The following is a 14,955-nucleotide window of genomic DNA, read 5'->3' as shown; positions in this document are numbered from 1 at the left end:
ACGGCGGGACCGTGCGGCACCGCGCGGTCCCGCCGCCGGGCGGCGGGTGTCAACCGGCCGAGGGCTGATCGCCGTGGCGGGTCAGCGCGGCGGCCAGCTGGCCCCGGGAGGCGATGCCGAGCTTGGGGAAGATGCGGTACAAGTGCGAGCTGACCGTGCGGTGCGACAGGAACAGCCGCTGTCCTATCTCGCGGTTGGACAGCCCCTGCGCGGCCAGCTCGGCGATCTGGGTCTCCTGCGGCGACAGCAGTTCGCGCGGGTTCGACGTGGGCTGCCACCCGCGCTCGCCCGTCGCACGCAACTCCTGGTCGGCGAGGTTCGCCCAGGTGCGGGCACCGACGGCGTCGAACGCCGACCGTGCCGCCCGCAGCGGTCCGCGGGACTCCAGGACACGTCGCTGCCGGCGCAGCCACGAGCCGTGCGCCAGATCGATACGGGCGCGGTGCCACGGCATCGGGGAAGCCGCGCCGTCCCTGGCGGCGTGGAACAGCGACTCGGCCGACGCGCGGTCGGCCAGCACCGCTCTCGCGTACTCCAGGGCGATGGCCGCCCCCGTGGGCGGGGAGGCACCCACGAGCCGCTCGACGGAGGCCAGCGCGGTTCTCGCCTCGGCCCGCCGATCGGTGCGGACGGCGGCGTCGGCCAGGTAGCCGAGCGCCCACACCTGCTGCATCCGCTGGAACGCGGGGTCGGCGGTCTCGAACATGCGGCGCAGCTCGCCGTACGCCTGCTCGTGCCGGTTCGCGCCCAGTTCAGCGGTGCCGCGGGCCAGCTGCACGCCGGCCAGCAGGGACGACGCGGCGTTCGGGGTGCGCAGCGCCACGTGCTCGGCCTCCGAGAGCAGTTGGTGGCGGGTGTCCCAGCCTTCGCGCACCGCGTCGATCAGGGCTACGGCGATGCGCGCGGTCGCGGCCCACAGCGACTGGCCGGTCTCGTCGGCGAGCCGCATGGCCTCGTCCGCCGAGCGCGCCGGGTCGAAGACCCCCAGGTAGACCTCGGCCCATGCCCGGATCGCGAGCGCCTCGGCGAGCAGGCTCATGCGGCCCTGGGCGCGGAGTTCCCGGACGGGGGTGGACAGGAAGCCGACGGCGTGCCGGAAATCGCCCGTGCAGAAGGCGGCGATGCCCAGCAGGCCGGCGAGTTCCGGTTGCCCGTCGGCGTCCGCCGGCCACCGGGCGAGCTGCTCGACCACCATCGGCGTCCGCTCGTGGAACCCGCACAGCGCGTGCAGGGCCAGCAGCCGCGGGTCGTGCGCCGGCAGGTTCACCCGCTCCGCGGCCCGGACGATCTCGTGCCGCAGCGTGGGACCGGGATCGCGCCACCACACTCTCCGGGCGGCACCGACCAGCAGCTGCATGGCGAGGTCGACGTCCTGTTCGCCGGTGGCGTGCTCGGCCAGGCCCACCAGGTGGCGCACTTCCGCGGGTTCACCCGTGGAGCCGTCGTGGAAGACGCCTTCGAGCCACGCCAGCCGCGACCGGTCGCGGTGCCGGAGCGTCATCCCCGCGACCTGGGCCTTGATCTGCTCGACGTGGCTGAACCGGCCCAGTTGGAAGCCGAGTTCGGCGGCACCCAGCAGGCGTGCGGCCTGCGACCGGGGGTCCGGGCTCAGTGCGGCCGCCCGTTCGAGCCACGCGGCGGCCGAGGAGATCGCACCGCGGCGCCGGGCGTTCCCGGCGGCCTGTTCCAGCTCGGCCGCGATCCGTTCGTCGCGTCCCGACACCGAGGAGGCCCGGTGCCACACCGCGCGGTCCGGATGACCGGTCAGGACCTGCGCGAGCGCCGCGTGCGCCTCCCGGCGTGCGGCCGGCGGCATGCCCTGCCGGAGGGCCGAGCCGACCAGCGGGTGGGCGATGCGGTACCGCTCGCCGGTCACGGTCAGCAGCCCGTGTTCGAGGGCCGGCTGCGCCGTCCCGAGGTCGACCGGCGAACCGTGGAGGATGCCCGCGGCGGCGAGGACGTCGTCGAGGTCGTCGCCGTCGTCGACCGCGGCGACGGTCAGGACGGCGCGGACGGCCGGGTCGAGGTGCTCGGCCCGTATGGCGAACGCCCGCTCCAGGCGGGTGGTCATGGGCAGGTCCTCGTCGAACTCGGTCCACGCGTACCGCCCCGACTCCAGCGCGCCGGCGAACTCGACCAGGGCGAGCGGATTGCCGCGGGCCTGCCGCAGCACGCGCTCGCGCACGGCCGGCGGCAGCCGCGGCGCCCGCGCGTCCAGCAGCTCTGCCGACGCGGCGTCGTCGATGCCGTCCAGCTCCGTCCACGCGATCGTGTGGGGGTCGGCGAACGGCGGGGCCTCGGGTCGCGACGTGCACAGCACGATCAACCGCTCACCGGCGATCCGGCGGCAGACGAAGGCCAGCACGTCGGTCGACGGCTGGTCCAGCCAGTGCAGGTCGTCGAGGCAGACCAGGACCGGGCTCTCCCCCGCCGCGTCGACGAGCAGTTCCAGGACCGCCAAGGAGGTGAAGAACGGCTGCACCTCGATCGAGTCGCTCATGGCGAAGCAGACGAGGAGGGCGTCGCGCTGCGGGGCCGGCAGCCGGTCGACGCGGGGGAGCAGGGGCCGCAGCAGTTGATGGAGGCCGGCGAACGGGAGGTGCGTCTCGGACTGGCTGCCCCGCGCGGTGAGCACCGTGAACCCGGTGGATCGCGCGTGCTCCACGACCTCCGCCTGCAGCGCGCTCTTGCCCACCCCGGGCTCCCCGAACAGCCCGATCGCACGACCTCCGGAATCGACGGCGTCCAGGTGCCCGAACAGGGATCGCAGTTCGTCGTCGCGGCCGAGGAGACGCCGGTCATTGGTCGTGCTCACAAGACTCGATCATGCGGTCGATGGCGCCGCATGTCCACCTGCGTCCGGATCGCGGCCCGGCCGCGCGACCGGGGCCCGGAGGCACGAGCGCTGAGGCCGGGTGGGGATCAACCTGTCGTCGGCCCGCCGAGTGCGGCGGCGATCCGCCGGCGCGAGGTGATGCCGAGCTTGCGGAACACCTTGTTCAGGTGGAACTCGACCGTCGAGGTCGTGATGAACAGCCGGGAGGCGATCTCGGCGTTGGTCAGTCCCGAAGCGGCCAGCAGCGCCACGTGCCGTTCCTGGGGCGTGAGATCGGACCTGGTCTCCGGTACGCGCCGGCGCGCCTTCTCCCCGGTCGCGAGCAGTTCGATCCGGGCCCGTTCGGCGAACAGGGTCGCGCCCCAGGCGGCGAAGGACTCGTACGCGGCCCGCAGGTGGTCCCTGGCCTCGGCGCGGCGCTTGCGCCGCCGCAGCCACTCGCCGAACAGCAGCCGGGACCGGGCGTGTTCGGCGGCCAGGGGGACGCTGCCCAGGAGGTCGATCGACTCCCGGTACCACTTCTCGGCGTCGGCGTCCTCTTCGGTCAGGGCCCGGCAGCGGGCCAGGAGCCCCAGTGCCCACGGCGTCCCGGCCAGCCGCGCGCGGTGTTCGAGCCGCTGGAGCGCCAGGGCCGCCGTGGGCCGGTCGCCCGCGCGGACGGCGGCCTCGACGAGGAGCGGCAGCATGAGATTGCCCTCCGACGGGAAGTCCTCCTCGTAGGCGGGCAGCGCGTGGCGCAGCGCCTCGTCGTAGTGGGCCATGCCCAGTGCGAGAATGCACCGGGCGTGGAGCGCCAGCTGGCGCAGCATGCCCAGTCCGTACTCCGCGGCGACGGCGTCCATCGTCGCGGCGACGGCGCGCACCTCGCTCTCCTTGCCCATCCACGCGTACAGCAGGGCCTTGTTGAGATCGCCCTGCGTCGCCAGGCCGATGGCCGCGGCGTAGTCGTCGGCCTCGGCGAGGAGCGCGTCGGCCGTGGCCAGCCGCCCGTTCCAGATCTCGGTGTACGCCTGGACCGTCAGGGACAGGGTGAGGCTGTACAGCGCTCCCTGGCTGCGGTTCTCGGCGGCGAGCCGTCCGGCGATCCCGGCGTACGCGTCGATGTCCCACACGTCGCCCGCCACGAGGCCCACGATGATGCTGAGCGGGCTGGCCATGTCGTGGAGTTCGGCCGACGCGCGGAGCCCCGCCAGGGCCTCCTGGATCACCGGGACGCTGTTCTCGTAGCCGTAGGCGGTACGGAGGGCCAGGCCCTCGATCAGCCGGTCGGGGCTCCAGTCCGGGGCGTCCTGGTCGTGGGAGGCGCCGATCACGGCCTTGGCCACCTCGGCCAAGGTCGTGCGGTGCATGGTGTTCTGGGCGATGACGGCGGCGTGCATGGCCTCGTAGAGCAGCTCCCGGGTCATGCGGGGATCCGCGTCGCCGAGTTCGGCCACGGCGTCGAGCATCATGGCGGGGACGCGGTCGTTGCGGGTGTCGAAGAGCTCGGCCGAGGCCCGGATCCGCAGCGCGCGGGCGCGGGCGGAGGGCCGGTCGAGGGCGGGGAGGGCGAGGTCGAGCAGGGGGTGCACGGCGGCGTGGTCGCCGGAGGCCAGATGGGCCTGTGCCGCGCCGAGGTAGCGCTCGGCGCGTCTGGCCGGTTCGGTGGTGAGTTCGGCCGCCTTGGACAGGAACAGTGCCTGGGCGGAGTAGCCGCCTCTGGCCCGCGCCCGGTCCGACGCGGCCTCCAGGTCCGCGGCCGCCGCGTCGTCGGTGCCGAGGACCGCCTCGGCACGGTGCCAGGCCCGCCGGTCGGGAACGCGGACCGGGTCGCTGGCCGCTTCGAGGGCCGCGTGGATCCGCCGCCGGTCGTCCCCGGAGGCCGCCGCGTAGACCGAGGACCGGATCAGCGGATGCCGGAACCCGGCGCCGGGCCCGTGCTCCAGCACGCAGGCCTCGACGGCCGCGGCCGCGGCACTGGCCCGCAGGCCCAGCGCGCCCGCCGCGTGCCGGACCACCGCCATGTCGTCGGTCGGCGCCGCCGCCATGAGGAGGAGCAGCGTCCGGGTGTCCGGCGGCAGCCCGGCCACGGACTGCCGGAAATGCTCCTCCAGCAGCCTGCTCACCGGCAGCGGCTCGGGCAGCGGCGCGACCCCGGCCAGCTGTTCGGCGCCCAGGTGCGCGGCCAGTTCGACGAGCGCCAGCGGATTGCCCCCGGTGCCGGTCACGATCCGGTCCGCGACGGCCGGGTCCAGGTGCCCGGCGGCGGCACGGGCCAGCACCTCCCGGGCGTCGGTGGCGGGCAGCCCGCCGACCCGCAGCGAGGGCAGGGCGTCGAACAGCCCCCGGTCGTCGAGGCCGTCCCTGGCCGCGAAGATCAGGCCCAGGGAGTCGGCGTGGAGCCGCCGGGCGACGAACGCCAGTGTCGCGGCCGACTCGGGATCGAGCCAGTGGACGTCGTCGATCAGGCACAGCATCGGCAGCTCCGACGCCGCGTCGGACAGCAGGGTCAAGGTCGCCAGACCGACGAGGTACCGGTCCGGGCGCGACGCTTCGAGGCCGAACGCGCCGTTCAAGGCGTCCTGTTGCCGGGCGGGAAGCCGGTCGGCACGGTGGAGGTGCGGCCGCAGGAGCCGGTGCAGCGCGCCGTAGCCGAGGGGCCTTTCGGCTTCGACGCCCACCAGCCGGGTCAGCACGACGCCGGTGGCCTCGGCCGCCGCGTGGTCCAGCAACCGTGTCTTGCCGATCCCGGCCTCGCCCACGAGCACCAGGACGCCGCTGAGTCCCTCCCGTACCGCTTCGAGCAGCCGTTCGATCGCCTCGCGTTCGGCGGGGCGGCCGACCATCGCCCGCCCCGTCGCGGAACGAGCCCCGCGCCACGCCATGGGAATCCCCTGTTCATCGAGTTCCTGACGTGAAAACACGCTAGTCGCGCGGCAGCGACGCAATCGACCGTCACATGACGGTGGTTGCCCGCACGCCCAACGGATGGACGCGGCAGGGCCCCCGGCGGGCGGGCGGCCGGGGAGGCCGGCCGCCTTGCGCCGAGGGGCCGTGCGGTGGGTCAGCGGTGTGGGCGTCAGGCCGTGGTGGCGGTGAGGTCGGCCGCGTTCACGTACACGTAGTGGTGGTTGAACTGCACCGTGTAGTACTGCTTCGTGCCGGTGGCGACGCCCTGCCGGCTCGGGAAGAGGTCCTGGCCGTTGACCGGGGGCTGGTCGGCGACGTAGGCCTGGCCCGCGGGGATGCCGTAGCTGGGCGCCGTGAGCGGGTTCTGCGGGTCGGCGCCCCAGCCGGCCGGGACCTCGGACGGGTCGGGGAAGGCGGTGCCGTAGACCGGCGCGGTGCTCGCGCCGGCCGCGGTGATGATCTTCACAGCCGTGGTCGGGACGGTGTTCCTGCCCTTGGGGTTGTCGATCCAGCCCTTCTGGCCGTCGAACCAGATGGCGGTCCAGTCACCCTGCTGGTCGGCGACGACGAACTGCTGGCCGGCCTGCACCGTGGTGCTCCAGTCGCTGACGTCGTTCGTGCCGCTGGTGGCGCCCGGGTGCACGTTCGCGTCCAGGATGAGCGGGGAGTCCTCGCTCGGGCCCTGGTGCACGAAGAGCGAGCCCGCCGGGACCGTCTTCGGGGTGCACTCGGTGGTGCCGCCCGTGGGGTCGTCGGACGGGCAGGCGGTGAACGTCTGCAGGTTCTCGGCGAAGGTGGGGGCGATGGTCACGACGCTGCCGACCGGGCCGACACCGATGGTGCCGTCGTCTGTGTCGGAGCAGCCAGATTGCGGTACCGATATAGATGATCAAGGCTCTGACCTGCGGTGCTGTAGATTTTGAGAATCCGACATTGAGGGCGATGTGTTTTTTGGGCGGCCTGGACCTGCGGTGCTGCAAAGTCTGAGAAGGCTGCAATCCCTCTGATACGACCGTTAGTACTCCAGTGCGGCTTTGTGGTCTAAGCGGTGGAGAGGGCTGAGATCCGCCGTCGGTAATGACTCCGGCGGGCTGTGGCCTGGTGGATCCTGCGCCAGGTTGACCAGGCCATCAGCCTGCTCGGGGTGTTGCTGAGTGGGCTGAGCAGTGCGCCCAGCAGGTGGCGGATCTCAGGAACGGTCAGGTCGATCGGTTCATTGCTCCGCGCGGGTCGGTTTGTCTCGGTCGGTCTGGTCGGCGTCGCGTCGGCAGCCAGGACAGTGAGGAAGGCCAGTGCGAGCATGGCCAGGGTGATGTGCCGGTGCCTTGCGGTCCAGTGGCGGACCTGGTAGTGGTCCAGTCCGACCTGGCCTTTCGCCGCCTGGAAGCACTCTTCAATGCACCACCTGGTGCCAGCGACCCGGACCAACTCTGATAGCGGCACTCGCTGCGGGTTCCAGCAGAGATAGAAGGCGAGTTCGCCGCTGGTGGGGTTGCGGCGGACGAGCAGATGGTGTGGCCGTCGGCGCCGATCTCAATCCAGGCCCAGTCGTAGTAGCGGGGTCCCTTCGCCCCGGATCCAGCACTTTGCTGGTGCCAGGCCGAGGCGGGAAGGTGGTCGGCGGCGGCGTCCACTCGGACCGCGGTGCGGTCCTCATTGATCCACACTCGGGTGCTGCAAGCGACGGCTAAGGCGTAGCCGATCCGCCGGGTTTCCAGCAGGGCCCGCAGGCCCGGGTCCTGGCCGTAGGCCTCATTACCGGTCGCCCATGAGGTGGTGATCCCGGTGTCCAGCGCAGCCTCGATCATCCGCCCGGCCAGGGAGGGCTTGGTCGCGAACTCCACGTGGTCGGGGACGCCAGCCCCGGCCCGGCGCTCGTCGTCCTGGCACCAGGCCTGCTCTGGAAGCTACAGGCGGCGGTCTATCAAGGCCCGCCCGTGGCGGGAAGCGTAGGCGAGGAACACGCCGACCTGGCTGTTCTCGATCCGTCCTGCGGTTCCGGTGTACTGCCGTTGCACCCCGGCCGAACCGCGGCCCTTTTTCAAGAATCCGGTCTCGTCGACGATCAGCACGCCGTCGTCGGCGCCGAGGTGCTCGACGACGTAGGCGCGAACGTCGTCGCGGACGTCATCCGCACTCCAGCGCGCGGTTCGTAGCAGGCGCTGCAGCGGCCCAGGTCGGGCGTGGCCAGCCTGTTCGGCCAGCTGCCAGCAGTTCTTCCGCTCGACGCCGGAGAGTAGTCCGAACAGGTAGGCGCGGGCCGTCGCCCGCGGCTCGACCCGGCGGAACCGGCCGGCAATCCTCGACATGGCCTGGTCGAACATCGCCCGCCAACGGGCTGCACTTATGCTGTGGCCCGCGGCCATCGCACTCTCTTCAAAAGTCCACACAACTCTTGATCATCTCGCGGTGTCCGCGCTCAACTGTCGTAGTGCTCACCGTCGTCACCCTGCACCCGAGCCCCCAAGTACCTGCCGAGCTCGCACATCTTGGCGATCAACACGTCACTCGGGTGCTTGGCGCTGACCAGACCCTCGTCCCAGTGCAGCACCTCAGCAGGGTGTGGAGCACGAGCATCCCGTGCCGCGGCCTGAGGACCGCCAGCCGCTCCCGGGTGCGCAAGGTGACTTTGGCGACCGCCACCCGGCCGTGCCGGGCAAGCGCCTCCACCAGCAGGGCGTACGGCCGCTGCCCCTGCTCGCCGGCTGCCCCGACCCAGTACGGCTTTGAGTACAGGACCGGGTCGACGTCCCGCTCGTCGACGAACCCCAGGACCTCCACCGTGCGCTTCGTCGGGAGGGGAAGCGCGGCCAGGTCCTCCTCGAGGAGCACGACGGTGCGGCCATCCGGCCGCTCCAAGCCGCGCGCGATCTCCGACTGCGGGACCTCGACGTCCTCACTCTCACACACTCTCCGGTGCCTGATCCTGGAGCCATCGCGCGCATGAACCTGGTGGATCCCCGTGCCGCGCTCCTCGGTCGCCGAGTAGAGGTGGACAGGCAGTGTCACCAGGCCAAAAGACACGTAGCCGGTCCAGATCGCGCGCATGCCGACAGCGTCGAATGCAGGGCGGTTCGGCGCGCGGTGAGTTACTCCGGCGTAGTGGTTTCCCAGGCCCGCCCGGGGCAAGACGCCCTACTGGAGGCCACCGCTCACTCCGTCGCGGGGGTGGCGGTGACACCGGGCCCGTCGCGGAGCTGCGTCGAGGAGGTGCTCGGAAATGGTGCTTTTCCTGCTGCTTATTATCGCGGCGATCATCCTGGGTTTGATCGGCGCGGTCGCCCATGGTCTGTTCTATCTTTTGATCATCGGCATCGTGGTCCTCGTGCTCGACTTCGTCTACATCGTCGCGAGAGGGCGTCACAGGCGTCAAAGTCTGCTGCGCTGAGGGGCCGCCTCCACGGCTCGGCCGCTGTCGGCCCTTGGCCTGCTGAAACTCCCGCTCCGCCTCGTCGAGCAGCGTGGCCTCCGCTACGCGTCCTCGCGTTCACACCGCCGGTGTCGGATGCGCGTTCCGTCGCCTGCGTGGATCTGGTGGAAGCCGGTGCCGTGCTCCTCGGCCGCCGAGTAGAAGTGGCCGAGTAGAGGTGGCCACAGACAACAATGCGCGTATGCCTGGTGCGGGCCACTCCCAGAGCCCCTTCGCCGCGCGGCTACCGGTCCTCGATGGCGGTAGGACGACCGCTCGAGTCGCGCTGCGCAGCGTGCTCTCGCCCGGCACGTCGCGCACCCTGGGGCTGCGGGCCTGTCCAGACCTCCGTCGCACGCACTCGGGCGGGGCCGTGCCCCGCCCGCTCCCGTTCCGTCACCGGAGCCGCGACAGGTCGTCTGCCTCCCGGATCTCCTCCGGCCACAGCAGCGTGTGGAGCACGAGCATGCCGTGCCGCGGCCTCAGTACCGCCAGCCGCTCCCGGGTGCGCAAGGTGACCTCGGCGACCGCGACCGTCCCGTGCCGGGCCAGTGCTTCCACCAGGAACGCGTACGGACGCTGGCCCTGCTCGCCGGCGGCCCCCACCCAATAGGGCCTGGCGTAGAGCACCGGGTCGACGTCACGCTCGTCGACGAAGCCGAGAACGTCGACCGTTCGCTTGGTCGGGAGGGGAAGCGCGGCAAGGTCCTCATCGAGGAGCACGACGGTGCGGCCGTCTGGCCGCTCCCAGCCGCGCGCGACTTCCGACTGCGGGACCTCCACATCTTCGCGCTCACACACCCTCCGGTGCCGGATGCGGGCTCCGTCGCTCGCGTGGACCTGTGCCGCAATGCTGCTTCGGCTGCCGCCGTCGTAGCCGCCGGGGCTGAGCCTGGCGACCGGCAGCACACCGTCCGGCAGGACGGCCGCCACGTCGTCATCGCCTACTCCGACACGGGCTGGCCCTTCGACGTCGCCGAGTGGGCCGCTCTGGAAGGGCACGCCAGCGACAAGTCAGCAGCTCGGGTCATGGCCGGGCTGTGAACCATCGCGATTGACACCCTCCTTAACGAGGTAGAAATGGGACGCGGCTTCGCCCTCCTCCACCTTGGGCGGAGCCGCACCACCTTCCAGGTGATCAGCGCACAACGCGGATCGCGTCCGGGTTCCACCAATACGTGCGCCAGTACACGACGGGGAAGCCGTCGCCTTCCAGAAATGTCACCTTCACCTGGACCGCGTGCCTCCCGTCCCGGTACCGGATCTTGTGCCAGACCACTCCGTCGTGCCACCGGCCGCCCACCCGCACTTGCACCCGCGGCTGCCGCCCGGGCTGGAAGCTCTCGTATTTCGGGATCTGGTCCGGCGGGATCTCACCGCGGCCGATCCGGACCGCGTCGCCGTCCAGGAGCTGCTGCTCGGCGGGGCTGACGGCGGTGACCGATGCCCGGACCTCGAAGACGGCCGAGTCCCTGGAAGTCGAGCGCGGACCGCTCCGCCCGGGCGGGCGCGCATGCGGATCGTTGCGTTCCCCAAGCCGGATTCGTGGTGAGGTTTTCGTTCGCCGGGTTTCGGCGGCAGGTGTGAGGCAAGGCGACCTGCGGAGCCGTCCGCCTTTGACTCCTCCCGTCGGGCGGCTCCCCGGGGCGGCCTCCCGTCCCTCGGCGGTTAGCGCCCTTGCAGACCGAGGTCCCGCCCACTCAGGGCCTCGGTCGGCGAGGAGGTCAGCATGCACGAGACGACCCGCATGATCGCCCTGGCAAGAAAGTGCAGGTCAGCAGCATTTGCGAGTGTGCTTGCAGTGACGCTTACTGCTTCACCAGCACAGATGTGCAGGGGCACGCCTTCCCGCCGGTCCCGAAAAATTGGTTTGGCGGTGGCTGGACCTGCTGACCCCCGCCCACGCGGAACGGAGTCCGTAGGGGCAACCCAGCTGGCCGCCCGACCCATGTGCGGTGATGGCGCGCGACGGTTGGGTTGGTCGACGACGCGGCCCCGTCGTCCCGGGGCCGGTGGCCGGGGCTCCCCGGCGATGTCGGGGCCGACGCGTACGCTCCGCGTGGCCTCAGCGTTCTCGATCCCCGGGCTGACCTGCAGAGATCGTACGATGTGGCCCGCAAGGAGGTGCGCAAGCACCGCTGTGCCACGGGCCTAGTGCTGGAGTGGACAGAGGAGCAGCGGGCCCGGCGGCGACGATGCACGCCCGACCCGTTGCTCGCTGTGGAAACACCGGCGCACCAAGCCATACGTTAGTCAGCCATACCCAATCCCGTGGCGATCGCCGCCGAGTCTGGAACCCGCGTATCGCTAATGGCTACCGTTGCCGTTGGGCAAGTGTTCTGAAGACGCCGGTCTGCACGCATTCCGGCACCGTCCGATCTCACGGAGGCCGCTTTGGGAGCTGGTAGAGGCTGGCCGGAGGGCGACGTGTTCGCTGGCCGGTTGCGAGCCGACGGTCTGCCCGCGTCCTTGTCTGATCCCCACCGATTGGCTGCGGTGGAGGCCACCGGGTTGCTGGACACCGACCCGGAGGCCGCTTTCGATGACCTGGCCCAGCTTGCGACCGCAGTGACCGGCTGCGGACGAGCCTTCATCACCCTGGTCGACGATCACCGATCGTTCTGGAAATCCACTGTCGGAGTGGACTCCGAGGGGCCGGCCGAACGGCAGAACCCAGTTGCCGAAAGCTTCTGCTACTTCCTAGTCGGCCTTCATGGGGACCCGTTCGTGGTCGAGGACGCCGCCGCTGACCCCCGCACAAATGCTCATCCGGCGATCACGCGCATGAAGATCGGAGCCTGGGCCGGGTATCCGATCCTTGCCCCCGGCGGGGAAGTACTCGGCAGCATGTGCGTGATCGACGAGAATCCCCACGCTTGGCAGCCCGATGAACTAGCAGCCTTGGGCACGATGGCACGGGCGGTGAGCAATGAGATCAACCTCCGCACCTCGCTCGCCGTCGCGGAGCACGCCCTGGGGACCGCCACCGAACTGGCTCGCAGCCTTCAAAACAGCCTGCTGCCGCCGATCCTGCAGAAGGTGCCCGGCCTGGGGCGGCCGCCTCGTATTTGCCCGCAGCGGGTGGCACCACCGTAGTGGGCGACTTCTACGACCTCTTCCACGCCAAGGGGCCCTGGTGGTGCACGGTGATGGGCGATGTGTGCGGCAAGGGGACCGAAGCGGCCAAGGTCACCGCCCTGGCCCGCTACACATTGCGGGCGGAGGCCACCCAGCACATGTCCCCCGCGGCCGTCCTGGACCGCCTGAACACCGCCCTCATCGAACAGCGCAAGGGCGAGCGATTTCTGACCGCCGTCTATGCCACCTTCCGCACCACGGCCGCCGGCGTCACAGGCCGGCTGTGCACAGCAGGCCACCCGCCGGCGCTGATCCGCCGCGCTAACGGCCGCGTTCAGGAGGTCGGCCGACACGGAAGCCTGCTTGGAGTCCTGACCGACGTAACCCTCGCCGACACACCCTTCCGGCTTGCCCCCGGGGACACCTTGCTGCTCTACACCGACGGTGCCACCGAAGCCCGAGCCCGCCGCACCGCCTCATCCGGCACCCAGCCCGAATACGGCGAACACTCCCTCGTCGCTGCACTCGCCGCGTGCCACGAACTGGACGCGCAAGGCATCGTCACCCACATCGGCGACCTCCTTGCCGAATACACCGGCGACTGGGCCAGCGATGACACCGCCCTCCTCGCCCTACGCGTTCCACCACGCCACTGACCCTCAACGCGAAGACGAGGCAGCCACCGCACTGCACCCCTTCGTTGCGTCTGGCCGCGACGGGACCCGTAAGCCTGGGCGTCGACGGCGATGAGTCCAGCGCGATTCGTCTTCTTTGGTCAGCGCTCGGCATCGGCCATGACCTTCCTACCGCGGCGCGCGCAGCGGGAGGCTTGCCGAGCCCGCCGGGCTATGGCCCGGGCCTAGTGGAGCACTCACACGACCAGTCGGGCGGACACCTGCGGCAACGCGGCCCCGCCCCCGAGGGCTGGATCTCGTCCGCTTTGGGCGGGGCCGCATCTCCAGCATGCGCCTCTTTCACAGAACGAGGCAGCTCGCTGTGCAACCCGCGGACTGCACGGCCGATAGTCGCTCACGTGGCCCGGCGATGCGTGGAGACAGGCTCTCGAAGCGAGCTTCTCAGGGTGCGAGTCGGACCGGGCCGGTGCACCCTGAGGGAAGTCGAGTGGTCGTCCAACCGCCTTCGACGAGCGGTGGCCGGCGTGCCCGGGCAGCCGCGGAAGAGGCCCCCTTCCGTGAAGCGGGCGCCGGTCCGAAGAAAGAGACAAGCCCCCGTCGCTTCGCCGCGGCGGGGGCCTCTATCGTGCCCGAGGGATCGAGGGGGGGAGGGAGAGCCCTCAAGCACTCGTTCCAGCGTGCTCCCCTTAGTTCTGCGTCACAAGCCGGGCGGATCGCCCGAGTGATGAACGGCCCCGCCCTGGAGTGCGCGACGGGTGCGGACAGACGGGCAGGGCCGCACTCTCAGGATGCGCCCTGTCCTAGGGCGGAGGCACCCTGAGCGTATGGAGGGGCACCAGGTGGTCGTGTATCCGCCGCCTTCTGAGGGTGGCGGCCGGCGGGTGCGCCTGGATTGCCAGGACCTCGGCATCGCGTACGACCTTCGGGACCTGATGGAGTTCCTGCGGCGGGCTGGACTCGACCCCGACTCGTTCCATCTGGACGAGGAGTTGTTCGATTGGCGCGGTGCAGGTCCAACAGTGTGGTGAATCCCCTGCCTGACCCGGTTGCTGGGATCACTCGTGGTCGGGCAGGAGATCCTAAGGAGCGGCTACCCCGGCCTGGCGGCTATACCGCCTCGGGCCAAAGGGGTGTCCGCGCGGCCAGGTCGATGACCGAGACCCATTCGGCGGCTGGGATTGCCCGCTCCAGCACGAACCATTCGTCGGGCCGACCGCCGCCAAAGTGCGTCGCCGTCAGTACGTCGGCGGCAGAACTCGGCAACATGCTCCCGGCCCAGGCATGCCACCGGTGTGCTGGCTCGGACACCTCCACCGTGATTCGCACCGTGCAGTCGCGGAAGGAATCGGGGAGGGCAGCCGGGTTCGGATCGGCGGTGAGGTGCACGGTCCGCGACAGTTCCGGCAGCTCAGCCGGGTCTAACGGTCAGGTCGGCCGGATCTCCCCGTCGGCCAGGATCAGCGGCCATGACCCCGGTCTGGTGAAGTGGAAAAGCAGCATGGCGGGACCCTACTTCCGGCGGCCCGGAAGGTGCGTTACGCGGACGTGACGAGGGCAATGAGGGCACGGTGTGCACGTCGGCCCCAAGCTAAGGAGCCCCTCGCCGGTGGATCCTGCGGGGGCTTCTTGAGCTTGTTCCGCTTTGACGGACACCAATGGTGTGGTGGTCGATCTCGGCCTCGGAATCCGGCGTGAACGAGCGGCGAGGACGTGGCTTCTTCTTCCTCATGCTCTCCATGGTGGACATCCTTTCCGGGGACTCAACCCCTGATCTCAGATGTCTGTCGAAGCGCATCAAGCCCACCAGTTCAGCGTGCGGGTCGAGAGGCACGCCCTGGCAAGTGCGCAATCTGCCAGCCCAGCCCCGATCCCTCATGGGCCAGGAGCGTTGCATGGGACACGAAAGCGAGCCCGGTCATGCACGTGTTCTGCCCCACACTTCCCGGGATGCGGTCACGGACCGACGACCCCGGCAGGTCGTACGTATGCAAAGCAAGGCTCGATCGAGGGCCAGAGGGCCGTGGCCCGCGACGCACGCGGGCCGGGGGAAACGCGTACCGGAAGACATTGGAGATCTGTGTGAAGCGCGCCGAGACCGGCACAGCCAC

At 70.7% G+C, this 14,955-nt stretch carries 10 protein-coding genes and 1 pseudogene; 4 read left to right on the top strand and 7 right to left on the bottom strand.

The window, feature by feature from the left end; genetic code table 11:
- Positions 1 to 49: 49 nt before the first annotated feature.
- The 5 genes and pseudogenes from ACFV3E_RS41070 to ku (ACFV3E_RS41050) all read right to left on the bottom strand — a co-directional run bounded on the left by ACFV3E_RS41070 (position 50) and on the right by ku (ACFV3E_RS41050) (position 8,773).
- Positions 50 to 2,815: an ATP-binding protein gene (locus tag ACFV3E_RS41070; protein ID WP_500540818.1), complete on the bottom strand. Its 2,766-nt coding sequence runs from the start codon at positions 2,813 to 2,815 to the stop codon at positions 50 to 52.
- A 107-nt stretch (positions 2,816 to 2,922) separates the two neighbouring features.
- Complete coding sequence (locus tag ACFV3E_RS41065) at positions 2,923 to 5,700, bottom strand: helix-turn-helix transcriptional regulator (RefSeq protein WP_500540816.1); 2,778 nt, start codon at positions 5,698 to 5,700, stop codon at positions 2,923 to 2,925.
- A gap of 194 nt (positions 5,701 to 5,894) precedes the next feature.
- Positions 5,895 to 6,536, bottom strand: coding sequence for an SH3 domain-containing protein (locus ACFV3E_RS41060; protein WP_500540814.1), 642 nt, complete (start codon positions 6,534 to 6,536; stop codon positions 5,895 to 5,897).
- A 230-nt stretch (positions 6,537 to 6,766) separates the two neighbouring features.
- Positions 6,767 to 8,049, bottom strand: a pseudogene (locus tag ACFV3E_RS41055) (IS701 family transposase).
- A gap of 172 nt (positions 8,050 to 8,221) precedes the next feature.
- Positions 8,222 to 8,773 carry a non-homologous end joining protein Ku gene (ku, locus tag ACFV3E_RS41050; protein WP_500540812.1) on the bottom strand — a complete coding sequence of 184 codons (552 nt, stop codon included), beginning with the start codon at positions 8,771 to 8,773 and terminating at the stop codon, positions 8,222 to 8,224.
- 172 nt (positions 8,774 to 8,945) lie between these two features.
- On the opposite strand from ku (ACFV3E_RS41050), the gene ACFV3E_RS41045 reads away from it, so the two are divergent.
- On the top strand, positions 8,946 to 9,113 hold the full coding sequence (locus ACFV3E_RS41045; protein WP_018562898.1) for a hypothetical protein: 168 nt from the start codon (positions 8,946 to 8,948) through the stop codon (positions 9,111 to 9,113).
- Positions 9,114 to 9,530: 417 nt separating this feature from the next.
- Here ACFV3E_RS41045 and ku (ACFV3E_RS41040) read toward each other — a convergent pair whose 3' ends face one another.
- A complete protein-coding gene (ku, locus tag ACFV3E_RS41040) occupies positions 9,531 to 10,067 on the bottom strand; it encodes a non-homologous end joining protein Ku (RefSeq protein WP_500540810.1) in 537 nt (178 codons plus the stop codon).
- 1,578 nt (positions 10,068 to 11,645) lie between these two features.
- On the opposite strand from ku (ACFV3E_RS41040), the gene ACFV3E_RS41035 reads away from it, so the two are divergent.
- The 3 genes from ACFV3E_RS41035 to ACFV3E_RS41025 all read left to right on the top strand — a co-directional run bounded on the left by ACFV3E_RS41035 (position 11,646) and on the right by ACFV3E_RS41025 (position 13,875).
- On the top strand, positions 11,646 to 12,230 hold the full coding sequence (locus tag ACFV3E_RS41035) for a GAF domain-containing protein (protein WP_500540808.1): 585 nt from the start codon (positions 11,646 to 11,648) through the stop codon (positions 12,228 to 12,230).
- On the top strand, positions 12,230 to 12,868 hold the full coding sequence (locus tag ACFV3E_RS41030; RefSeq protein ID WP_500540806.1) for a PP2C family protein-serine/threonine phosphatase: 639 nt from the start codon (positions 12,230 to 12,232) through the stop codon (positions 12,866 to 12,868). The genes ACFV3E_RS41035 and ACFV3E_RS41030 overlap by 1 nt, the downstream gene beginning before the upstream one ends.
- An 803-nt stretch (positions 12,869 to 13,671) precedes the next feature.
- Complete coding sequence (locus ACFV3E_RS41025) at positions 13,672 to 13,875, top strand: hypothetical protein (protein ID WP_500540804.1); 204 nt, start codon at positions 13,672 to 13,674, stop codon at positions 13,873 to 13,875.
- A 79-nt stretch (positions 13,876 to 13,954) separates the two neighbouring features.
- On the opposite strand, the gene ACFV3E_RS41020 is transcribed toward ACFV3E_RS41025, so the two are convergent.
- Positions 13,955 to 14,233, bottom strand: coding sequence for a hypothetical protein (locus tag ACFV3E_RS41020; RefSeq protein ID WP_500540802.1), 279 nt, complete (start codon positions 14,231 to 14,233; stop codon positions 13,955 to 13,957).
- Between the last annotated feature and the right edge of the window lie 722 nt (positions 14,234 to 14,955).

Origin of the sequence: Streptomyces sp. NPDC059718, assembly GCF_042733315.1 — a bacterium.
GTDB lineage: Bacteria > Actinomycetota > Actinomycetes > Streptomycetales > Streptomycetaceae > Actinacidiphila.
This window is presented reverse-complemented; position numbering and strand designations above follow the sequence as displayed.